Source organism: Saccharospirillum sp., from assembly GCF_040881935.1.
Lineage (GTDB): Bacteria > Pseudomonadota > Gammaproteobacteria > Pseudomonadales > Natronospirillaceae > Saccharospirillum.
Genome location: NZ_JBBECH010000088.1, coordinates 1 through 22,942, shown reverse-complemented (window position 1 = coordinate 22,942; position 22,942 = coordinate 1). Strand labels below are relative to the sequence as shown.

17 protein-coding genes are annotated in these 22,942 nt (G+C 56.7%); 3 read left to right on the top strand and 14 right to left on the bottom strand.

What is annotated here, in order from left to right:
* Positions 1-2: 2 nt before the first annotated feature.
* The 7 genes from WEB54_RS16295 to rplU form a co-directional block, all read right to left on the bottom strand.
* The gene (locus WEB54_RS16295) at positions 3-2,600 is read right to left on the bottom strand and encodes an RND family transporter (RefSeq protein ID WP_368056723.1); all 2,598 of its coding nucleotides are present in this window, start codon (positions 2,598-2,600) and stop codon (positions 3-5) included.
* A 54-nt stretch (positions 2,601-2,654) separates the two neighbouring features.
* Positions 2,655-3,107 (bottom strand): isoprenylcysteine carboxylmethyltransferase family protein, encoded by a 453-nt coding sequence (locus WEB54_RS16290; protein WP_368056722.1) that lies wholly within the window; start codon positions 3,105-3,107, stop codon positions 2,655-2,657.
* Between the two features lie 124 nt (positions 3,108-3,231).
* Complete coding sequence (locus tag WEB54_RS16285) at positions 3,232-3,864, bottom strand: DNA-3-methyladenine glycosylase I (RefSeq protein ID WP_368056721.1); 633 nt, start codon at positions 3,862-3,864, stop codon at positions 3,232-3,234.
* A 34-nt stretch (positions 3,865-3,898) separates the two neighbouring features.
* Positions 3,899-5,020, bottom strand: a complete 1,122-nt coding sequence (gene proB, locus WEB54_RS16280) for a glutamate 5-kinase (RefSeq protein WP_368055282.1) — start codon at positions 5,018-5,020, stop codon at positions 3,899-3,901.
* Between the two features lie 79 nt (positions 5,021-5,099).
* Positions 5,100-6,302, bottom strand: coding sequence for an Obg family GTPase CgtA (gene cgtA / locus WEB54_RS16275; protein ID WP_368055278.1), 1,203 nt, complete (start codon positions 6,300-6,302; stop codon positions 5,100-5,102).
* A gap of 449 nt (positions 6,303-6,751) precedes the next feature.
* A complete protein-coding gene (gene rpmA / locus WEB54_RS16270; RefSeq protein ID WP_368056041.1) occupies positions 6,752-7,006 on the bottom strand; it encodes a 50S ribosomal protein L27 in 255 nt (84 codons plus the stop codon).
* 12 nt (positions 7,007-7,018) lie between these two features.
* Positions 7,019-7,330 carry a 50S ribosomal protein L21 gene (gene rplU, locus WEB54_RS16265; protein WP_213679241.1) on the bottom strand — a complete coding sequence of 104 codons (312 nt, stop codon included), beginning with the start codon at positions 7,328-7,330 and terminating at the stop codon, positions 7,019-7,021.
* Between the two features lie 258 nt (positions 7,331-7,588).
* Between rplU and WEB54_RS16260 the strand changes: the two genes are divergently transcribed.
* Positions 7,589-8,557, top strand: a complete 969-nt coding sequence (locus WEB54_RS16260) for a polyprenyl synthetase family protein (protein WP_368056720.1) — start codon at positions 7,589-7,591, stop codon at positions 8,555-8,557.
* 107 nt (positions 8,558-8,664) lie between these two features.
* On the opposite strand, the gene WEB54_RS16255 is transcribed toward WEB54_RS16260, so the two are convergent.
* The 4 genes from WEB54_RS16255 to WEB54_RS16240 all read right to left on the bottom strand — a co-directional run bounded on the left by WEB54_RS16255 (position 8,665) and on the right by WEB54_RS16240 (position 12,746).
* Positions 8,665-9,873 carry a hypothetical protein gene (locus tag WEB54_RS16255; protein ID WP_368056719.1) on the bottom strand — a complete coding sequence of 403 codons (1,209 nt, stop codon included), beginning with the start codon at positions 9,871-9,873 and terminating at the stop codon, positions 8,665-8,667.
* The gene (locus tag WEB54_RS16250; RefSeq protein WP_368056035.1) at positions 9,870-10,784 is read right to left on the bottom strand and encodes an NAD(P)-dependent oxidoreductase; all 915 of its coding nucleotides are present in this window, start codon (positions 10,782-10,784) and stop codon (positions 9,870-9,872) included. Before WEB54_RS16250 ends, WEB54_RS16255 begins: the two co-directional genes overlap by 4 nt.
* A 12-nt stretch (positions 10,785-10,796) precedes the next feature.
* Positions 10,797-11,366, bottom strand: coding sequence for a single-stranded DNA-binding protein (locus WEB54_RS16245; protein WP_368056034.1), 570 nt, complete (start codon positions 11,364-11,366; stop codon positions 10,797-10,799).
* A gap of 195 nt (positions 11,367-11,561) precedes the next feature.
* Positions 11,562-12,746 (bottom strand): MFS transporter, encoded by a 1,185-nt coding sequence (locus WEB54_RS16240; protein ID WP_368056718.1) that lies wholly within the window; start codon positions 12,744-12,746, stop codon positions 11,562-11,564.
* A gap of 428 nt (positions 12,747-13,174) precedes the next feature.
* Between WEB54_RS16240 and uvrA the strand changes: the two genes are divergently transcribed.
* Positions 13,175-16,024, top strand: coding sequence for an excinuclease ABC subunit UvrA (gene uvrA, locus WEB54_RS16235; protein ID WP_368056717.1), 2,850 nt, complete (start codon positions 13,175-13,177; stop codon positions 16,022-16,024).
* Between the two features lie 10 nt (positions 16,025-16,034).
* Here the strand turns inward: uvrA and mazG are convergent, their stop codons facing one another.
* The 3 genes from mazG to cysM form a co-directional block, all read right to left on the bottom strand.
* A complete protein-coding gene (gene mazG / locus WEB54_RS16230) occupies positions 16,035-16,856 on the bottom strand; it encodes a nucleoside triphosphate pyrophosphohydrolase (protein WP_368056716.1) in 822 nt (273 codons plus the stop codon).
* A 217-nt stretch (positions 16,857-17,073) separates the two neighbouring features.
* Entirely contained in the window at positions 17,074-19,320 is a 2,247-nt protein-coding gene (gene relA, locus WEB54_RS16225) for a GTP diphosphokinase (RefSeq protein WP_368056715.1), read from the bottom strand.
* Between the two features lie 354 nt (positions 19,321-19,674).
* Positions 19,675-20,565 (bottom strand): cysteine synthase CysM, encoded by an 891-nt coding sequence (gene cysM, locus WEB54_RS16220; RefSeq protein ID WP_368056714.1) that lies wholly within the window; start codon positions 20,563-20,565, stop codon positions 19,675-19,677.
* A gap of 210 nt (positions 20,566-20,775) precedes the next feature.
* Between cysM and WEB54_RS16215 the strand changes: the two genes are divergently transcribed.
* The coding region (locus WEB54_RS16215) for an ATP-binding protein (protein WP_368055322.1) at positions 20,776-22,942 on the top strand (2,167 nt) is incomplete at its 3' end.

The window sequence follows — 22,942 nt, the reverse complement described above, 5'->3', positions numbered from 1 at the left end:
CGCTAATCGTCGGTTTTATGGTGACCTTCAATGGTTCCAAAGGGCCGCGTCAGTACAATCAGGCGCGGTAGCAAGGTCAGTGATCCGAGTAGCGCCACGGCCATGGCCAATGCCGTTAACAGACCAAAATACAGAGTGGGCCGGAAATTCGACATCATCAGGATGGAGAAGCCCAGAATGATGGTCAGGGAGGTATAGAACATTGCCTTGCCAATGGTGTTATGGCTGCGCGCCAACGCCCTGACATAGTCGCCATCTTTGGCAAATTCGCGCTGGTAGCGAACCAGGTAATGAATGGTGTTGTCGACGGCCATGCCGATGGTGATACTGGCAATGGTTATGGTCATCATGTCCAGCGGAATGCCAAACCAGCCCATGATGCCCAGCACAAAAGTAGCCGCCAGCAAGTTGGGCGCCATCGCCAGCAGGCTGAGCTTGAAGCTGCGGAACAGAATCAGAAACATCAGCAAGATGCCTGTAAACACCACACCCAGTGTCAGAATCTGCGAGCCAAACAAGCTTTGCAACATATTGTTGTACAGCACCATCATGCCAGTCAGCTGCACCTGACCCGGTTCAAACCCCAGTTCTTCGACCGCATCACGCTCAATACGTTCAAGAAAAGCATTGCGTTTGAGGCCGTCCATCGAATCCAGAATGCGCACATTCAGTCGCGCCTGGTTGTGCTCAACCGACACGTAGGGGTCGATGACCAAATCGCGAAATTCACTGGGGATAACGGTATACAACAAGGCCAACTGTACGTTCGTCAGCGACTGATCATCGTTAAACCCTTCCGCGATCTCGATCATCGTCGCCAGCGACAAAACCTTGCCGGTTTCGGGTTGCGCATCCAGATAGCGATGCATCGCCTTGATGCGCGCTACTTTAGACTGGGTATACCAATATTTTTCAGGGTCTTCCTCAGCACCGAAATCATCTCTGAAACTGCCAACCGAGCTGCCCCCGCCAAAGCCTTCCTCAACAAACCCATCGTCTTCGGCAAAGCTTTCATCCACAAAGCCCTCATCGACAAAACCTTCTGGTTCAGGCTCCGTCGACGAACGGGCGCTTCGCGGCGCTGCGCTATCCTCAAAATTGATCAGCACTTCGAGTGGCGTGGTTCCACCCAGGCGTTCGTCGATGACCGTCATGCCCTGGTAGATATCCGTGCTCTGGTCGAAATAGTCGATAAAGCTGTTCTCCACCACCAGGCGGGTAATGCCCACTATGGTGAACGCCGCCAATACCAGGCTGGCAACCAGAACCGCATGGCCGGATTTGAGGGTGATACGCGCCAGCAATCGGGTGGTTTTACCGCCGGAAGCTTTTTCCGCCGTGCGCTGATCCTTACCAACCAGCAACAGCAGTGCTGGAAACAGAGAAAACGTTACGACAAAGGCACAGGCAATACCGAGAGACATCATCCAGCCGAAATTGATGACCGGTCGAATGCCACTGAACAACAGTGACATAAAAGCGACACCCGTCGTTAACGCCATATACAGACAGGGCACAGCAATGCGTTTTACCGACGTCATCACCAGTTCGGCCTGATCCCAATCGTGGTGTTTGCGCAGCAGTTCCCGGTAGCGCACGATGAGGTGAATCGACATCGACAGCGTTAAAATCAGCAACAGAGAAATAAAATTGCTGGAAATCACCGTCACCGGCCAGCGACCCAAACCCAGGATGCCCAGCATGGTTACCACCACGGCACCACAGCATAAGAGCGGCATAATCACCCAGCGCGGTTGTCGGAAAATCACCGTCAGGGTCGCGATCAGCAAAAACAGCACGCCCAGCCCAAAGGTGATCAGGTCGTTGCGCACGAAGGTGATGATGTCGTCCGCGATCATGGGCACACCGCCCAGAAACAATTGGGCATCGTCCTGATGCTGCGCCATAACCTCACGCACCGATGCGATCGTCTGGTGGACCATCGCGGCCCGACGATTGCTTTGCTCCTGCAGCATCACCTCGATGCGTTTCAGATCGGCCTCGATCGACTCACTGGCGTCTCCGGAGCTTGCCTGCTGAGTTAGCGAGGCTTCTAACGTCAGCAACTGATCCCGCGTCGTATCACGCGGCAGGTTAATTTGCAGTGCGGTGGTGTTTTCGTCCAGATTGAGCAGCAGATTGACGTAAAGTGGGCTATTGGCGAGCTCGGTGCGCGCCATCGCGACGTCGGTATCCGGGTCTTCCAGCGTCTTGATATTGGACACCAGTTCGGTCATTGGCACTGGTGGATTCGACAGCAGCGGTACGTCAAGAACCGTCAGAACAGAATCAACGCCCCGGATCTGGCGCAAATCGTCCCGCAGCGTCTCAAGCCCGGCCAGAGAGGCATCAGAAAACAGATGCGTTGGCGGGGTATAGGTCATTACCAGGAAATCCTGAGCCTGATAGCGTTCCGCAGTTTCACGGAACAGAGCCAAATCCTGGTCATCCTCCAGCAACAAGGCGTCCGCAGACGCGTCGAGACTGAAATGCCGGGCCTGAGTGGCCAGCAGCCCAATGACCACCACCAGCCCGATCAGCACCCAAAGGGTATAGCCTGTCAAAACGCGCTGGTAAAGCGTCCACATCCGCTGGCCCATATCAGGCTCCCTGTTAATGATCCAAAAACACGCCAGCCGTCTCGTCGACTGGCGTCACAACCAGCGGCGCACCCGCTGGCAATAGGCTGCGTAGGCCTGACCGTGTTGCTCCTGCAACCGCTGCTCCTCGGGCCGGACAAAGAGCCACTGCAGGGCAATCACAAACACCGGCAGCACCACCCATGACGATAGCGTACCCACCCAGATTGCCAGGCCAGCCGCGATCATCAGCTGCCCCAGGTACATAGGGTTGCGGCTGATCCGATAGACTCCGCGTTCGACCAGCGGCCCCCGGACCTCACCAAATTCGACCGAGGCTCCCGCGCGCTGCAGTTCCCGATCAGCGATCAGATTCAAACCAGCCCCGAGAATGATTGGAATCAGGCCAATAAAATTCCACGGATTCGGGAACAACAGCATCAGAGGCTTAATGAAATGCAGCGAAAATATGGCCAACATGACCAGCAGACCGAGCGCCGGGGGTAAAAAAGGCGGCTTGTGAGACATGAAACACCACTTGATGACAGATTCAAAGCCTTTAAAGGCAAGGTTTGGCGTTCAGGTCGGATCTGTTCTGAACTCATCCCAGTGTAAGGCGCCTGGATCCCGGTTACAGCCGTCGAAAGTCACCTTATTGACCGGCATGACCCAAATGGAAAGATTCCGCTTCATCCCGGCAACTCTGATAGCAATGACAAGAGGTAAGATGATCCATAACCAGTCCTGTTGCCTGCATAAACGCATAGCAAATAGTTGGCCCGACAAAATTGAAACCCCGTTGCTTTAGGGCTTTCGACATGGCGCGGCTCTCGTCAGTTTCGGTGGGTATTTGCGCCAGCTCCTGCCAGTCGTTGATCAGCGGCTTATCGCCTACAAAGCCCCATAGAAACCGGGCAAAGTCTTCACCGGCATCGCGCATGGCAACAAAGGCGCGAGCATTGCGAATCACGGACTGGATTTTCAGGCGGTTGCGGACAATACCCGAATCACCCATCAGGCGCTCGACATCCGCGTCGGTAAAGTGAACCAGAGCGTCGGGATCAAACCCGGCGAACGCCGCTTCATAACCCGACTGCTTGCGCAGAATAGTGATCCAGCTCAAACCGGCCTGTTGACCGTCGAGGCACAACTTGGCGAACAGTGACTGGCCGTCGGCCACCGGGCGGCCCCAGACTTCGTCGTGATAAGCCTGATACAGCGGGTCCTGGCCACACCAGCCACACCGGTTTAAGGCGGTTATGGTTATGCTGTCATCCCCGATCAAGTAAAGTCTCTCCTAGTCCGTTACTGTGTTTGGTTTACAGTAAAACGAGATTGTCCCGGTGCACCAGCTCAGGCTCGTCCACAAAGCCCAGAATAGACTCAAACCTGGCGGAAGGCTGGCGGCACAGGCGAACAGCATCATCGCGATCATAATTCACCAGACCCCGACCGACGGCAACGCCCTGCTCGGTCACCAGTGAAACACATTCACCACGGCGAAACATTCCTTTGGCGCTGATCACACCCACCGCCAGCAGACTCTTGCCCTGCTCGGTCAGTGCCCGCACCGCGCCAGCATCGAGAACCAGTTCGCCACGGGTTTGCAACTGACCGGCCAGCCACTGCTTGCGCGCTGCCAGTGGCTCAAGGTCCGGCGTTAGCTGAGTGCCCAGAATCTCGCCCTGGCGCAACCGCGTCAGCACATTCTCGTTACGACCGCCCGCGATCACCGTGACCGCACCACTGCGTGACGCCAGACTGGCCGCCCGTACCTTGGTCACCATACCACCGCGACCCAAAGTCCCGCCTCCAGTGGCCATTTGCCGCAATGCCGGGTCACTGGCCGACGCCTGGCTGATCAGGCGAGCATCCGGGTTATTTCTCGGGTCCGCGCTATAGAGACCATCCTGATCGGTCAGTAAAATCAATGCATCGGCTTCGACCAGATTCGCTACCAGAGCGCCAAGGGTATCGTTGTCGCCAAAACGAATTTCGTCCGTAACCACTGTATCGTTTTCATTGACGATGGGGATCACCGGCAACGGCAATAGCGCACGCAAGGTACTGCGCGCGTTCAGATAGCGACGCCGGTCAGACAAGTCCTCATGCGTCAGTAGGATCTGAGCGGTATGCAATTGATGGCGATGAAACAGGTCTTCATAGGTTTGCACCAACTTAGTCTGACCAACGGCCGCAGCCGCCTGCAACAACTCCATCGATTCCGGTCGCTCGCTCCAGCCAAGACGATGCATGCCAGCCGCCACCGCGCCCGAAGATACCAGAATTAACTCCACACCGCTGGCCCGCAGCGCCGCCATCTGGTCGACCCACTGACGGATGCGTACCACATCGAGACCGCGACCGTCATCGGTCAGTAAAGCCGATCCGATCTTAACCACCCAACGCTGCCCTGCCGTAATGGCCGGATGCCTAATCATGTCTTCAGACACGCCTGTATCCTTCTTCAATCTAACTTGACCCGACTTCGCTTGCGACATACCAAGCTGACCACATGGATCAGGGGGTATAGATCACCTCGACGTCATGATCATCATCGTCGTAGTCATCGTCATCGTCATCCGCCTGTTCAGCCTTGCGCTTGCTGCGCCGACGTTCGGCCAGTGTCTGGATGCGCTCACGCGCCTCACGCTCAACCTGATCCCGATGTTCGGTATCCGCCTCCAGCAAATCAGGATCAGCCGCCAATGCCGCGCGGAATTCTTCAAGCCAATTCATTAAATCACGCACCAGAGGCTGGGTTCCCTCGGCAGAAATAGCGGAAATCACATAAACCGGGCCGTCCCAGTCGAGTGCCGACACCACCGAATCCACCAGTGCCTGGCGCTCATTTTCAGGCACCATATCGATCTTGTTCAGCACCAGCCAACGTTCGCGCTGAGCCAGCGACGGACTGAACTGTTCCAGTTCATTGACGATAGCAACAGCGTTCTCGGCCGGTGTCGACTCATCGAACGGGTACATATCGACCAGGTGCAACAACACACGGGTACGCACCAGATGCTTCAAAAACCGAATGCCGAGCCCAGCACCATCGGAAGCACCGGCGATCAACCCTGGAATATCGGCCATCACAAAGGAGCGCAGCGCATCCACCCGCACCACACCCAGGTTAGGCACCATGGTGGTAAAAGGGTAATCAGCCACCTTGGGCTTGGCGGCACTGACGGCACGAATCAGCGTCGATTTACCGGCGTTGGGCAAGCCCAGCAAGCCGACATCCGCCAACACCTTCAATTCGAGACGCAGATTACGACTCTCGCCGGGTGAGCCTTTGGTAAACTGACGCGGTGCCCGGTTGGTACTCGACTTGAAACGAGTATTACCAACGCCGCGATGACCACCCTGGGCAACCTTAACGGTATCGCCCGCCTGGCGCAGATCGGCCAGCACTTCCTCGGTATCGGCATCGATCAGCGTGGTTCCTACTGGCACTACCAGCGTCACATCGGCACCCTTGTGGCCCGTCATATCCCGGCCCTTGCCGCCTTCGCCGGTCTCAGCGTTGTAACGGCGCACAAACCGGTAATCGATCAGCGTGTTCACGTTTTCATCGGCGCGAACAAACACACTGCCGCCGTGACCGCCATCACCGCCATCCGGGCCGCCTTTTTCAATATACTTTTCCCGCCGGAAGCTGACACAGCCATTGCCGCCTTTGCCGGCTTCCACGGTAATTGTGGCTTCGTCTACGAACTTCATCTGATCAGCCTCTGGGGAATAAAGGCCAGCTCACCTGAACCGGCCCCGAAAAATGGGTTGTTTGCTCGGCGGCTATTGCCACAAAGCGTCAATATAGCATTTGTACAAATCGCACAGGCTCCTGACATTGGAGCAAGGGTTAGAACTAAAGTTCCGGAGTTCGGGTTGCCAAAGTGGCATTGGCCCGCACCGGCTACCGGGTATGCTCTTGCGGGGTCGGCGTAGATCCATCCATGGAGCCTAGGCCGCAGCATCCATGCTGCGGACTACCCCGCAAGAGCATACCCGGCACCCGCCGCTTGTCTCGCAAGGCGAACACCAAAACTTGAGTTCTAAGTCAGCGCCGGCTTTCGAGGCAACCACCATATTTAGTGCAGGGTACCACCCTTCGAACAGCCATAAAAAAAGCCCTGCAAGGCAGGGCTTTTTAGAGTGTGTCAAAGTGCCAATCAGGCAACGATGTTCACAAACTTGCGGCTATGCTCGCCCTTGGTAACAAATTCGACCTTGCCGTCTGCCTTGGCAAACAGGGTGTGGTCTTTACCGATACCAACGTTGGTGCCAGCGTGAAAACGGGTACCGCGCTGACGGATGATGATGGAACCGGCTGTGACAGCCTGACCACCGAAAGCTTTAACGCCAAGGCGTTTGCTCTGGGAATCGCGACCGTTACGAGTACTACCACCTGCTTTCTTGTGAGCCATGGTTTCTCTCCGTTATGCTGAAATACCAGTGATTTTAACTTCAGTGAACCACTGACGGTGGCCCATTTGCTTCATGTGGTGCTTACGACGTTTGAACTTCAGGATCTTCACTTTCTTGTGACGACCATGAGCAACCACCTCGGCGGTTACCTTGGCACCCGCAACAACCGGCGCGCCAATGTTCACTTTCTCACCGTTAACCACCAACAGGATTTTATCAAAATCAATGCTAGCACCGGTCTCGGCTTCAATTTTTTCCAGCTTCAGCGTCTCACCTTCGCTGACGCGGTACTGCTTGCCACCACTTACGATTACAGCGTACATGTATCTCTCCAATGATTAAAACCAATCCGACCTGCAGCGATTCATTACTTAACCTGTGTCTAAAGGCAACGCCTACGCTGGGAGCACCCTATGACAGGGAATGAAGCAGGTCGATCAGGGCGCGCAATAATACGGATTTCCACACCGGGAAGCAACCCCTCATAATTGTTCAAACACCCGCCCTGGTTCCCGGTTCTTGACACGACGGCAGGGGCTACCTAGCATCGCCCGCTGGCGTTCATCACAAAGACCCCCCGCATGGATCAAAAAGCTGTATTTGCCACCGTCAGTCAGGAATTCGAGGCGGTCAACCAGACCATTCTGTCACAGCTGGAATCCCGGGTGCCGCTGGTTGAAAAGATTGCCGATTACATCATCAGCAGTGGTGGCAAACGGCTGCGTCCCTTGCTGACGCTGCTGGCTGCTGGCATCAGCGGTGGCATTGAGACCCGGCATTACCAATTGGCGACCGTCATCGAATTTTTGCATACCGCCACCCTCCTACACGACGATGTCGTCGACACATCCGACCTTCGACGCGGCCGACCCACCGCTAACGCGCGCTGGGGCAACGCACCCAGCGTACTGGTCGGCGACTTCCTCTACGCCCGAGCGTTTGAACTGCTGGTCGATATCGGCGCCATGCCGGTGATGAACCGCCTGGCGGTGGCCACCCGCACCATCGCCGAAGGCGAAGTGATGCAACTGATGAACGTGCGCAACCCGGACGCGACCGAAGCCCAGTATATGGATGTGATCAAGGGCAAAACCGCCATATTGTTCCAGGCTTCCAGCGAGACTGCCGCCCTGATCAATAGTCAGCCGGATGCCAATATTGAAAAACTGGCGGCCTACGGTCTGAACCTGGGTCTGGCGTTTCAGCTCATCGACGACGTGCTGGATTACGATGGCAACACCGAAAAGCTAGGCAAGAACGTTGGCGACGACCTGGCAGAAGGCAAACCCACTCTGCCCCTAATCCACGCCATGCAACACGCCAGCACCGACGAAGCCCGGCTGATTCGCCAGGCAATTCGTAAAAGCGGCCTGGACGATCTCGATGCCATCATCGACATTATCCACCGCTGTGGTTCAATCGACTACGTGCGCAACAAGGCGCTGGCACACGCCTCACTGGCGCGTAAGCAACTCGAGGGTTTTAGTGATTCGATTTACAAAACCGCCTTGCTGAGCCTGACCGACATCGCGATTCAGCGCGATACCTGAGCCCAGAATAGATCAGGCGCCAAAGGCCCGATCCTGACCCGGCTGACGTCAATAAGACCGACAATAACAGACTAGCAATAGTCCACTGCCGGTTCAGTTTCCACCATTCACGACCCACTGAATTGCAACTGCTCTCGCGTTGAATCAATCAGCTCGCGCAATTGTCGCTCGGTCAGTGCCGCACCGTTTGACAGCCAGGGTTCCCAGAAAGAACGCGCCGGCATTAAATGGTCATCGGTCGCTGGCCGAAAATCTTTACGATCCAGTGCATCGATGCGCCTCAAATACCCCAGCATTTCCAGCCCGGCGACGTTGGCAACCATGTCTTCGGCACTGAAACCCGAACTACGCGTTTCAGCGTCCGACCACTCTTTGTAGGTAGCCAGCTCCAGCGCGGCGTCCGGGCTCATCTGCGTACCCAGCCACATGGCAAGGGTATAATGGCGCGCCAGATCATAGCGCCCATGCAGGGTCAGGCGCTGACTGGATAGCCTGGGCAAATCGACACCCGGTTGCATGCCCGATACCGACCCCAGCGTGGCATAGGACAGCGCACCAAACACAGCACTGCCATCTTGTTCAAAATCCAGATTCGGGCGTTGAGCCAATGCAATCAGGATGTCCCGCAGGGGAATCCGCTGGCGGCCATCGGTGGCAAAGAAGCGACTAATCCACTCAACTTCCTCAACCAGGCGCTCACGCTGCGCGGCGTCTGACCAGAAAGGCGCAAAATCCGAGAGCCAACCTGACAATTCAGGGTCATTCCACTCCGTTGAAAACTGCAAGCTTCCATCACCCAGCTCCACCACCGGATTCAACGTCTGCCACAGTCGCTCGGCGTCGATCACAGCCGGCAGCTGCGCCAAACGCCCGTTTAACCGACCCACCACCCAGTCAGGCATAGCCACACTACTCACCCACAATCGTTGCAGTCTGAAGGGTTCGCTGGGCGTCCAGGTCAGTTGCAGGGGTAACAAGCGATCCAAAACCCGGGTCGGATACCAGGCCTCCAACTGCAGGCTGTCCGGCGTGATGCGGGCTCTGAACTGGGTATGAGTCAGTGCTGGCTGGGTCGAGGCCAGTAAAATAGCCAGTTTCTGCACATCGTCTTGCTGTACCGTCAGCGAGACCGCCTGACCCGCCTGCAGCCGCGCAGGATGGTAGTCATCCAGCCACTGGCGATATTTGCTCAGATCGGAAAAGGGTATGATCGTTCGAGGCGCGCTGTCACCCGGTACCGTTAACAACCAGGCAATTAAAACCAGCGCCAACAACAGGGCAAACACCCCCATGGCCAGGCGCCGCACCCACTTCACGAAGACGCCCCGGTATCGGATGTCTCCGACGGGGGATCAAAACTGAGTTTCAGTGCATCCTGAACACCGCGTCGCCAGGGCAGCTGCTTGATACCAAAGGTTGCCAGAATTTTTCGGGTGCTCAATTCAAGGTTCTGCGGTCGCAGACTCTCATCCTGTCCCTGTGGGTAGATGGCCTCGACCGATTCCACTTCAACATCGATACAGGACTTGGTCGCCTTAACGATGGCTTCAGCGAAAATATGCCAGTGAGTCACGTCACTGCCAGCGTAATGGTATGTCCCCCACAGAGGAGGCTCCACATCGCAGTCGACTTGCTCCAGCATGGCCACAATCACCCGCGCCAGATCGGTCGCGGCCGTGGGACACCCTCGCTGGGTATCTAAAACCTGAATGACATCGTACTGTTGCGCCCCGGCAACAATATGGGTCAGAAAATTACGCCCGTCGGCACTGAACACCCAGGATGAACGCAGAATCAGATGGCGTTCGCACTGGTCACGCACAGCTTGCTCCGCCAGCAAAAAATCACGGCCAACCGCTGTTATCGGCTGCGCCGCATCCTGCTCGGAATAAGCCGTCGCCTTATTGCCATCAAACACCTGCTCGCTCGATACTTGCAACAAGGCAGCACCGGCCTGCTGACAGGCCTCTGCGAGCACAGCAACACCCTGATCTATCAGGTGCGGCCAGCGGGAATCGACCGTAACCTCAGGCTCCAGATCATTGTGAACATAGGCATTGATGACATAGTCGGGCCGGTGCTGCTTTAGAAGCGCCGCTACGGCGACTGCATCCGTCAGATCCAGTTCCGCATCGGGAACCAGAACAGCCGTGATTTCCCGGGCCGACGCCAATCGACCCAGTGCACGCGCTAACGGCCCCTCGGCGTCAGTAACCAGTAATTTCACCTTGGTACAGCCTTAAAACGGGATATCGTCGTCGAAATCGTCAAAATTATTGGCAGGTTGATGACCCGTCTGCGGCGCCGGCTGACTCGGAGCAGGGGCTGGAGACGGCTTGCCACCAAAGCCCCCCTGTGGCTGGCCACCGCCAAACCCACCTGAGGACTGAGGTGCATTGCCCTGATAGCCGGCATTTTGGCCGCCCTGACCAGAAAATCCGCCGCTCTGAGCTGCACCCGGGTTGTCACTGCGCCCGCCGATAAACTGCATTTCGTTGGCCACAATTTCAGTGCTGTATTTTTCAACACCATTCTGGTCCTGCCATTTGCGGGTTTGCAGGCGGCCCTCAATATAAACCTGAGAACCCTTACGCAGATAAGTCGCCGCGTTTTCGGCCATGCGGCCAAAAATCACGATGCGGTGCCATTCGGTGCTGTCGGTCCGGTTACCCTGCTCGTCACGAGGGCCCAGTTCATTGGTGGCCACATTGAGGTTGACCACCTGAGTTCCCGAGGCCGTTGCCCGCACATCAGGGTCTTGTCCCAGACGCCCCAGAATGATGACTTTGTTTACTGTTCCGCGTGCCATAGTTGTTGCATCCTATTCTGTAAATGTCGTTTCAGGGCGGATACTCGGTGCACAAGCTCCGTTTTTGTCCTGAGTCAGTGTTCGCTATCGTTGAACCGGTCGTGCGATAAATCAAGGGCACTGCACTTCATGACGATAAGGTCAGGAACGCAGCGACAGGTTAGGGTCGTCACTGACGGCCTCGCGGCCAACCGCTTATACCGCAACCTGACCACTCCGGTCACGCACACCCAGCACCCATAGTAACACTATCCACACCAGCATCACTGAGATGCCGATCATAGCAATACCCGCCATACCAAAGCTCTGGTAGGCCCAGCCGCCACAGAGGCCGCCAAAGGCGGCACCCAGAAATTGCCCGGTCGAAAAGACGCCCATGGCGGTTCCCCGGGCATGCTCGGGCGCGCGCCGGCTGATCAGCGACGGCAAGCTGGCTTCGACAAAGTTAAAGCCCACAAAGAACAACCAAACCATACCAATACTCAACCAGGCCATTGAGCTTACACCCAGTGCCGCCAACGCCAGAATGATGAAGACCCCGGCCAGCGCCAACAACGGCCGATGCGCTTTGCGGTGCTCGGCAATGGCAATCATCGGCACCATACCAAGGAAAGACAACACCATAACCGGGGCATACACCCAGCCCAGCTGGTCGCCCATTACGCCCTGCTGAACCAGCGCCACTGGCAAACCGACGAACATCATGGTCATGGTCAGGTGCAGTACAAACACACCAAGGTTTAACGGCACCAGCTGCCGGTCACGGACCACCCGCCCCAACTGGCTGCCCTGCCAGCGGCGCTCTTCATGCACTTTCGCCGGTGGCGGCGCCGGAAGCCAGTACACAATAACCAGACCGCCCAAAGCCATCAGTGAGGTCGCCCAGAACACCCCGGACAACCCAAAAGCACTGGCGATAACCGGGCCGACAATCACCGCCAGCACAAAGGAGCCACCAATAATGGCACCGACAATGGCCATCGCCTTGGTTCGTTCCTCAGAACGGGTATAATCGGCCAGCAAGGCCAGAATAACGCTGGCAATGGCACCCGCACCCTGCAAGGCACGGCCGATAACCACACCCAGAACATGGTCCGAAAGTGCGGCAACCACCGAACCGAGGATAAATACGCCCAGTCCTGCAGCAATAACCGGCTTACGCCCAAAACGATCCGATAACATCCCCAGCGGAATCTGCAGTACGGCTTGAGTTATGCCGTAGATTCCGAGCGCAATGCCCAACAGCACTGTGGTGGCACCGGCCAGGGACTGACCATAAAGCGTCAAAATCGGCAGCACCATAAACAGCCCAAGCATGCGCGAGGCATATAACAGTGCCAGGCCCGTCAGCGCCTTTTTTTCCAGAGTATTAAAAGCCATATACCGGCAGTGTCCGTAAAGCCCCAGGTTCAGTACCTGAGCTTATCAATTGAGTCAAATAACCAGTGTCATTACAAAGTCGCGCATGGTACCAGAATTGGTTCCCGTTATGCTTGCCACATACAGCATTTTTCAGTGGGTCTTGAATACGCAGACTAGGTAACCACAGTTGACCAGCGCTGGGCACCGGGTGCAGAGCTGACGGGCGTCGAGCCCCATGGATGGGGCTCGCCGAGCTTACAGGGAAGTACTTGCAGCGTCCCGTCAGGTCTGTACCCGGGGCCCAGCGCGAGTTGTAGCCACAGCAATCAAAGCAACCACCGTCGAACTTGGGTTCTGTACGTTTATACAGTAAACTGCAGCGCTTGCGTAACTGCCCAGGCAGGCAGCCGCAACCATCATCGCAACAGCCGGAAAAAGAGGAAGGCATGGACAAGATTTCCGTCCAGGGGGCTCGCACCCATAACCTGAAAAACATCGATGTGGACATCCCGCGCGATAAACTCGTCGTTATCACCGGCCTGTCCGGGTCAGGCAAATCGTCACTTGCCTTCGACACCCTCTATGCAGAGGGTCAGCGTCGCTATGTCGAATCCCTGTCGACCTACGCCCGCCAGTTCCTGTCGATGATGGAAAAGCCCGATGTCGACCACATCGAAGGGCTGTCTCCGGCTATTTCCATTGAACAGAAGACCACCAGCCACAACCCGCGCTCTACTGTGGGCACCACCACTGAAATTTACGACTATCTGCGCCTGCTTTACGCGCGGGTGGGCGAACCGCGCTGCCCCGAGCACGATGAACCGTTGGAAGCCCAGACCATCAGTCAGATGGTCGACCAGGTGCTGGCGTTGCCCGAGGGCAGCAAGCTGATGATGCTGGCGCCGATCATCGATGATCGCAAAGGCGAGCACTTGCATGTGTTCAATGAACTGCGTGCCCAGGGCTTTGTGCGGGTACGGGTCGATGGCACCGTAATGGACCTCGATGAAGTGCCCGAACTCGATAAAAAGCGAAAGCACAGCATCGAAGCCGTGGTTGACCGCTTTAAAGTCCGGGACGACTTGAAACTGCGTCTGGCGGAGTCCTTCGAAACCTGTCTGACGCTGTCTGGCGGCATTGTTAAAATGGTCTACATGGACGGCGACGGATCGGACATGCTGTTTTCCAACCGCTTTGCCTGCCCGGTCTGCGGCTACTCCATCACCGAACTTGAACCGCGCATGTTCTCGTTCAACAACCCGGCCGGCGCTTGCGAGCAATGCGACGGCCTGGGCATGAAGCAGTATTTCGATGGCGGTAAGGTGGTGCGTGATGCGGCCCTGTCGCTGGCTGAAGGCGCGATACCCGGTTGGGACAGACGCTCAGTCTATTATTTCAGCCAGTTGCAATCGCTGGGCGAGCATTACAGCGTCGATATTGATCAGCCGTTCACAAACCTGCCCAGGCGTTTTCAGCGCTATGTGCTGGACGGCACCGGCAAAACAGAGATCGATTTCTCCTACGTTAACAGCCGCGGAGCCAGCTACTCGCGCAGCCACGCCTTTGAAGGCGTTATGCCGAATATGGAACGACGCTATCGGGAAACCGACAGTCAGATGGTGCGCGAGGAACTGTCCAAGTTCCTGACCGAGCAGGATTGCCCGGGCTGTCACGGCAGCCGCCTCAAACAAAGTGCGCGTCATGTGTTCGTCAAAGGCATCAACCTACCTGAAGTCACCCACATGGCCATTGGCGACTCCCTCACTTATTTCCAGGAACTGACGCTGACCGGATCCCGCGCCCAGATCGCCGACAAGATTCTGCGTGAGATCGTCCAGCGTATGACCTTTCTGGTCAATGTCGGGCTCGATTATCTGACCCTCGACCGCAGCGCTGATACCCTCTCCGGTGGTGAAACCCAGCGTATTCGCCTGGCCAGCCAGATCGGCGCGGGCCTTGTTGGCGTGATGTACATTCTGGATGAACCCTCGATTGGCCTGCACCAGCGCGACAACGACCGCTTGCTGGAAACCCTGACTAACCTGCGGGATATGGGTAACTCCGTGCTGGTGGTCGAGCACGATGAAGACGCCATTCGCGCGGCCGACTTTGTACTCGATATTGGCCCGGGTGCCGGCATCCATGGGGGGCATATTGTTGCCTCGGGCACGCCGGCCGACATCATGGCCAACCCCAATTCACTGACCGGTCGGTACCTCAGCGGTAAGCAACGCATCGAAGTACCCAAGAAACTGACCCAGATGGATCCGAAGCGGGTGCTAACGATCACCGGAGCTCGGGGTAACAACCTCAACGATGTCACCCTGAACGTACCGGTCGGGCTCTTTACCTGCGTCACCGGTGTATCCGGTTCCGGCAAATCGACGCTGATCAACCAGACCCTGCACCCGCTGGCAGCAACCGTGCTGAACAAAGCCACCACCCTGACGGCAGCGGCGCACGACAGCATCAGTGGTTTGGAACACTTCGACAAAGCGGTCGACATTGACCAGAGCCCAATCGGCCGAACCCCGCGTTCGAACCCGGCGACCTACACCGGCATTTTCACGGCCATCCGCGAGCTGTTTGCAGGCACGCAGGAAGCGCGGTCACGCGGTTATCAGCCAGGCCGGTTCAGCTTTAACGTCAAAGGTGGCCGCTGTGAAGCCTGTCAGGGCGATGGCCTGATCAAGGTGGAAATGCATTTCCTGGCCGACATCTACGTCCCCTGCGATGTTTGTACCGGCAAGCGCTACAATCGGGAAACGCTCGATGTCCGCTACAAGGGCAAAAACATTCACGAAGTGCTGGAAATGACCATCGAAGAGGGCCACGCTTTCTTCAACGCCATTCCGGCGCTGTCGCGCAAGCTGCAAACGCTGATTGATGTCGGCCTGACCTACGTCAAGCTCGGCCAAAGCGCGACCACCTTGTCAGGCGGTGAAGCCCAGCGTGTCAAACTGGCGCGGGAGCTTTCCAAGCGGGATACCGGCAATACGTTGTACATTCTGGATGAACCAACCACCGGTCTGCACTTTCACGACATCAAGCAACTGCTGGCCGTGCTGCATCGCTTGCGCGATCACGGCAATACGGTCGTGGTGATCGAACACAATCTGGATGTCATCAAAACAGCCGACTGGCTAATTGATTTGGGCCCGGAAGGCGGCAGCCGTGGCGGCTACATCATCGCGGAAGGCACGCCAAAAGAGGTGGCCAATAACAAGGCCTCAATCACCGGAAAGTACCTGAAACCACTGCTGAAAGCTGGCGCCAAAGCACTGGAAACGGCCTAAAAGAACCCCGTTACCGGGGTTCTTTTGCCTTGGCCTGGTTCCAGAATGCATCCAGGCTATCGAGACTGTGGCCGGACCAATCTACACCGCTGACCTGGACCTGCTGCTCAACCTGACTGAACCGACTTTCAAACTTGCGCGCGGCTTTACGCAGCGCCTGTTCCGGGTCGACATCCAGATGGCGGGAAAGATTAGCGATCACAAACAACAGATCGCCGAGTTCTTCCTCAGTATGGGCGGCATCGCCCGAGGCAGCGGCGGCACGCAATTCGGCCAGTTCTTCATCGACTTTATTGAATACACCACTGGAATCCGGCCAATCGAATCCAACACGGGCAGCCCGTTTCTGCAGCTTGCGGGCGCGCAGCAAACCGGGCAATGAGCGCGGCACATCGTCCAGCAGCGAGGTAACCCGCCCGCTGCTCTGTTTCTCGACGTCTTTCAACTGATCCCACTGACCGGTCACCGTACCGGCATCGGTTTGCTGAGTCGGATCTATCTGGCTGTCGAGCGTCCCGGCCGGGAACACGTGAGGATGACGGCTGATCAGCTTGGCGACCAGATCGTGAATCACATCATCGAGGTCAAAGCGTTGTTCTTCAGTCGCAATCTGGGCATAGAACACCACCTGAAACACCAGATCGCCCAGCTCTTCGCGCAAATGCTGGTAATCACTCCGCTCGATGGTATCGATCACCTCATACACCTCTTCCAGCGTATGCGGAACAATTGACTCGTAGGTCTGTTCCAGATCCCAGGGACACCCTGTGCCTGGCGTACGCAACCGCTGCATCAGTGTCTTCAGATCGTGATAATCGTATCGTTGAGTCAAATTCGTCTGCCTGTTCCTGTCTCAAGTTCCGGGGTTCGGGCTCTTTGGGTGGCTTTGGCTCGCGCCGGATACCGGGTATGCCCCTGTGGGGTCGGCGTAGATCCGTCCATGGAGCCTAGGCCGCAGCATCCATGCTGCGGACTACCCCACAGGGGCATACCCGGCACCCGCCGCTAGTCTACTCGGCAAACTCTGAAACTTTAGTTCCGGTGTACCCCTAATGCTTCACACGCGGCATCACCCGCCGTACATCAGCCACGTTGGCGATTTTCGACAACTGGGCCATGACTTTTCCCAGAGAATCAATGTCTTCGATCTCCACGGTCAGCCGCATGTCTGCCTGGCTTTCATCCTTATTCGACAGGGTGTTAACCGAAGTCACGTTGATGTTGCTGTTGGCCATGATCATCATGATGTCGCGCAGCAAGCCAGTTCGGTCGTAAGCCAGAATATTGAGCTCGACCGGATAAGTCCGCCGGGTCTCGCCACCCCAGCTGACTTCGATAATGCGTTCCGGCTCTCGGTCTTTCATCTGCAGCAGATTCACACAGTCCTGCCGGTGAATCGAAACGCCCCGGCCCAGGGTGATGAAACCGACCACCGGATCGCCCGGTACCGGCTTACAGCAGTTGGCAATCTGCGTCATCATATTGCCCACACCGTGAATCACCAGATCGCCACTGGGTTTCAGTTCACTGGCCGTCGACAGCTGAATTTCATCCGGCCGTGCCGGGTTGACCATGGCTTCCGCCGAATGCACCACCTGCATCAGACGCAAATCGCCAGCCCCAACGGCCGCGCACATATCATCAGCCAACTGAAAGTTCACCCGTTTGGCCAGTTCATCCATATCCAGTTTGGGCAGGTTGAAACGCTGCAACTCGCGCATCAGCATGGCTTTGCCATCACGCAGGTTCTCGGTCCGGTCCAGCGACTTGAACCAGTGACGAATTTTGGCGCGCGCCCGGGAACTGTGTACATAGCCGAGGTCGGGGTTCAGCCAGTCGCGGCTGGGCGCCGGATCCCGACCGGTCAACACCGATACCTGATCACCGATTTTGAGACGATGGGTCAAGGGAACAATACGCCCGTTCACCTTGGCGCCCCGGCAGCGGTTACCGACATCGGTGTGGATCTTATAGGCGAAATCGATCGGCGTAGCACCCTTGACCAGATCAATGACGTGACCTTCCGGCGTCAGTACATAGATGCGGTCAGTCGCGACATCCGCGCCCCACTCTTCCACCATTTCCTGAATATCGCCGAGTTCATCGTGCCATTCGAGCACCTGGCGCAGCCAATTGACCTTCTCTTCATAGCCGCGCGAATGCGCCTTGCCTTTGGCATCGGTGCCCTTGTACACCCAGTGCGCACAAATACCCAGCTCGGCATCGTCGTGCATCTCATGGGTTCTGATCTGCACTTCAACCACCTTACCTTCCGGCCCGATGACCGCGGTGTGCAAAGAGCGATAGCCATTAGACTTGGGTGAAGCGATATAGTCATCAAATTCGCGGGGAATGTGGCGCCATAAAGAATGAACGATGCCGAGCACGGTGTAGCAATCACGCACATCCGGCACCAACACGCGAAACGCGCGGATGTCGTACACTTGGCTGAAGCTAATGTTCTTGCGTTTCATTTTTCGCCAGATCGAATAAATGTGCTTGGCCCGGCCCTGAATCTCTGCCTTGATCGCGGCTTTGCCAACCTCTTGCTGAATTATGTTTTGCACGTTCTCAATATAACGCTGCCGATCCAGGCGCTTTTCGTCGAGCAGCTTGGCAATCTTTTTATAGTCCAGAGGTTCGATGTAGCGAAATGAGAGATCTTCCAGCTCCCACTTCAGATGCCCCACCCCGAGCCGGTGCGCCAGGGGGGCATAGATATCAAAAACCTCACGCGCGACCTTATAGCGGCGCTGGGCCGGTGCGTTCTTGACCGCTCGAATAGCACAGGTCCGCTCCGCCAGCTTAATCAGTGCGACGCGGACATCATCGATCATCGCCACCAGCATCCTGCGCACCGCTTCGCCCTGGGTTTCGTGCTGGCCCAGCACGGCACGGCGTGTCGACTTATGCTTGGTATGGATGGCGGCCATGCGCAAGACGCCTTCGATCAGCATGGCCACCTGCGGACCAAACTGGTCGCGCACGGTATCCAGCGGCAACTCTTCCTCGCGCACGGTTCGATACAGGATGGCCGCGATGATGGCATCCTGATCCAGATTCAGTTCAGAAAGAATTTCGGCCATTTCCAGGCCGGTTCGATAGGCCGACTCGCCCTCGCCCCAGTGGTTCTGGGGCGTTTCAGTTTCCTGCTCGGCCAATCGGGCAATGCGGCAGGCACGCAACAATTCTTCCCGGTCAAGCAAGGGGTTTTGCTGTTCCACGCGGACCAGCCAGGACTCCAAGTCCACTGTTCCGTCACTGAATACGGGTTGATCTTCGCGTACCTTAACCATCAGTTACTCGTTTGTTATTCAAATCGTTGCATAGCCAAACTATGCCCGGACATCCTGTCATGGGTACCCCCGGAAAGGGGCGCACCTTAGCCATTGAACCTCGCAGACGCAAGCGATGTTCCGCCAATGCCTTTCGCCTTAGCCAGTTTCGGGCCAGGTTGTTTCAGTTACTCAAATTCCGGAGTTCGCTCAGGAGACAAGCACCGGGTGGCGGGTATGCCTCTGTGGGGTAGTCCGCAGCAGGGATGCTGCGGCCTAGGCTCCATGGACGGATTTACGCCGACCCCACAGAGGCATACCCGCCACTCGGTGCGGACCAACGCCTATGAGTTGACCCGAACTCCGAAACTTGAGTTAGTTAAACACCCCAGTCGACAAATAGCGGTCACCCCGGTCACATATGATGGCCACTATGACCGCATTCTCAAGGTGTTGACTGAGGCGCAACGCACCGGCAACGGCTCCACCGGATGACACACCAGCAAAGATCCCCTCTTCGGCTGCCAGACGGCGCATGGCAACCTCGGCTTCGTGCTGATTGATGTCCAATACCTGATCCACCCGGCTGACATCGAATATTTTTGGCAAGTAAGCTTCGGGCCAGCGCCGAATGCCCGGTATCTGAGACCCCTCATCCGGCTGCAAGCCTATGATCTGTATAGCCGGGTTTTGCTCTTTCAGGTATCGGGATACGCCCATAATCGTGCCCGTAGTGCCCATCGATGACACAAAATGGGTCACCTGACCGGCGGTGTCGCGCCAGATCTCCGGGCCGGTACTTTCATAGTGCGCCAGGGGGTTATCCTGATTGGCAAACTGGTCCAGCACACGGCCTTTGCCGTCTGCCTGCATCTGTAACGCCAGGTCCCGCGCGTACTCCATGCCCTGCTGCTGGGTCACGCTGATGATTTGAGCCCCATAAGCGCGCATACTGGCACGGCGCTCCTCGCTGAGATTCGCTGGCATGATCAGGATCATCTTATAGCCTTTGATCGCCGCAGCCATCGCCAGTGCGATACCGGTGTTGCCACTGGTGGCCTCGATCAGTGTATCACCGGGTTTAATGTCACCCCGATCCTCGGCATGACGAATCATGCTGATGGCGGGTCGGTCTTTGACCGAGCCCGCCGGATTATTACCTTCCAGCTTGAGCAGAATGGTGTTGTTCGTCGCACCGGCCATGCGCTGCAGACGGACCAGTGGCGTGTTGCCGACAAAGTCTTCAATCGTCGGATATGAGGGCATTGGCTGCTTCCTATCAAAAAAGTGCCGCTATGATACTGCGTTCGGGTGCCGGTGCGTAATAGCGCCTCCTTTTATCCAGCAACACCAACGTTATATGGCGCCTGGACGAGTACCTCTAACACCGCCCGAGGCGTGCTCTGGCGCTGGGTTTCAATTGACCGCTTGCCATGGGCCGATTACAGTTCCTTTACTACAAAGACAGGCAGTCACATGATTTCCACGGGCATTCAAAACCGTATCCTTTTTATCGCTCTGGCGCCGGTACTGGTCTTTGGTATTGCCTTTACGGCCTGGTTTACGAAAAACGATATGGACCAGCAGACCAACGCCTTTAACAGCCGTACCGAAACGGCGGTGAACCGGCTGGCGGACGCCTTGTCGTTACCCTTGCAGGCAGGTCGCACCGAGTTGGTTCATGCCCTGTTGCGCCGCGCCCTGAACGAGCGCGATGCTCGTGCGGTTCGTTTGTTTGACCCCTTTGGCAGCGAGTGGCTGGAATCTGGCCCGACCATGCAGGGACCGGCCTACCCCTATTCCATCCAGGACACCAACCGCCTCACCCGCTACCGCACTCAAGGGACACAACGCTACCTGATCCCGATCTACCCACCGGCCGACCTGCAGCTGCGCATGAGCACTTCCGCCCCCACGGGCTGGCTGGAAATTGAGTTTGATTACGCCAACACCCAGGTCGCGCATTACCGGACCTTGTTGATTAACCTGATGATTCTGACGCTCGGCCTGATCGCTGTTTCCGGGCTGGCTGTCTGGCTAAGCCGGGAAATCAGCCGCCCGGTACGCAATATGATGGCTACCGTCGACGCGATTCGCGAGGGCAACCTGGACGCCCGGGTCGACCTGGAAGCGAACGGCGAACTGCATGATCTGGAAGTGGGCATCAACTCCATGGCAGAAACCTTGCGCGACGCCTATGAAGAAATGCAGAACAGCGTCGAGCAGGCCACCGAAGATTTGCGCGAAACACTGGAAACCATCGAAATCCAGAACATCGAACTGGATATGGCCCGGCGCGAAGCGCAACAGGCCAATCAGGTAAAAACCGAGTTTCTGGCGAATATGAGTCACGAAATTCGCACACCGCTCAACGGCATTATCGGCTTTGCCCGCCTACTGGCCAAATCCAACCTGACACGCAAGCAGGAAGACTACATTTCCACCATTCTGTCGTCTTCACAGGGCCTGCTGACCATCATCAATGACGTACTCGATTTCTGTAAGATCGAAGCAGGCAAGCTAATGCTCGATAACCGCAGCATGAACCTGCGTGAAACCATCGAGGATGTGTTGGTGATGCTGGCCCCGGCCTCTCAGGCCAAGCAACTGGAAGTGGTCAGCCTGTATTACTCCGATGTACCAGAGCAACTGATTACCGACCCGCTTCGGCTCAAACAGGTACTGACCAACCTGGTTAACAACGCCATCAAATTCACGCCCAAGGGCAGTATTGTCGTACGCACCATGATCGAACAGGCCCAGGGCAACAAACTGATGCTCCGCATCAGCGTGACCGATACCGGCATTGGCCTGTCCAAAGCCGAACAGAAAGCCCTGTTCCATGCCTTCACCCAGGCCGATTCATCAACTGCCCGCGAATTTGGCGGCACCGGTCTTGGGCTGGTCATCTCCAAGCGGTTGGTGGAGCAGATGGGCGGCGATATTGGCCTGGAAAGCCAGAAAGATGAAGGTTCCACCTTCTGGTTCAACATCAAAGCGGAAGTGGCCCCGGCCATTCAACAGCCACCCAAACTAATAGACCTGAGTGGTTTCACGTTGGCCATCGTCGAACCGCGCGAGATGTCGCAACTGGCGTTTCGTCATCAGGCCGAACAATGGGGTATGGACTGCCTGGTGATGAGCAAGCTGGATGACCTGCACCAGCACCTGAAGCAACCCGATACGGTACGCCCGGACATGGCCCTGGTCGATGTCAGTGGGTTCGACAACGACGACTCGCTGTACCGCCAGATACTGCATATTGAACGGGAATTGCACTGCCCGACACTGGTATTGGCCACAACACGGGATGAGGACATTAGCTACAAACTGCTGGAGCAAGGTGCCAAGCACTATTTATCGACCCCGGTACGCTACAACCAGCTTTACCAGACGCTGGTAGCCATGCTTCGCCCGGAAAAAGCCGGGCAAATTGAAGAAAACACATCGCTGGCTCTGGGCCTGATGCGCTCCACCGTTAGGGTGTTGGCGGTCGACGATAACCCCGCTAATCTGAAACTGATCATCACCCTGCTGGAAAGCATTGGCGTCCAGGTAGACGGGGCACGGAACGGAGAAGATGCGGTCGACGCTGTGCAGCGCAATCAGTACGACCTGATTTTTATGGATATTCAGATGCCGG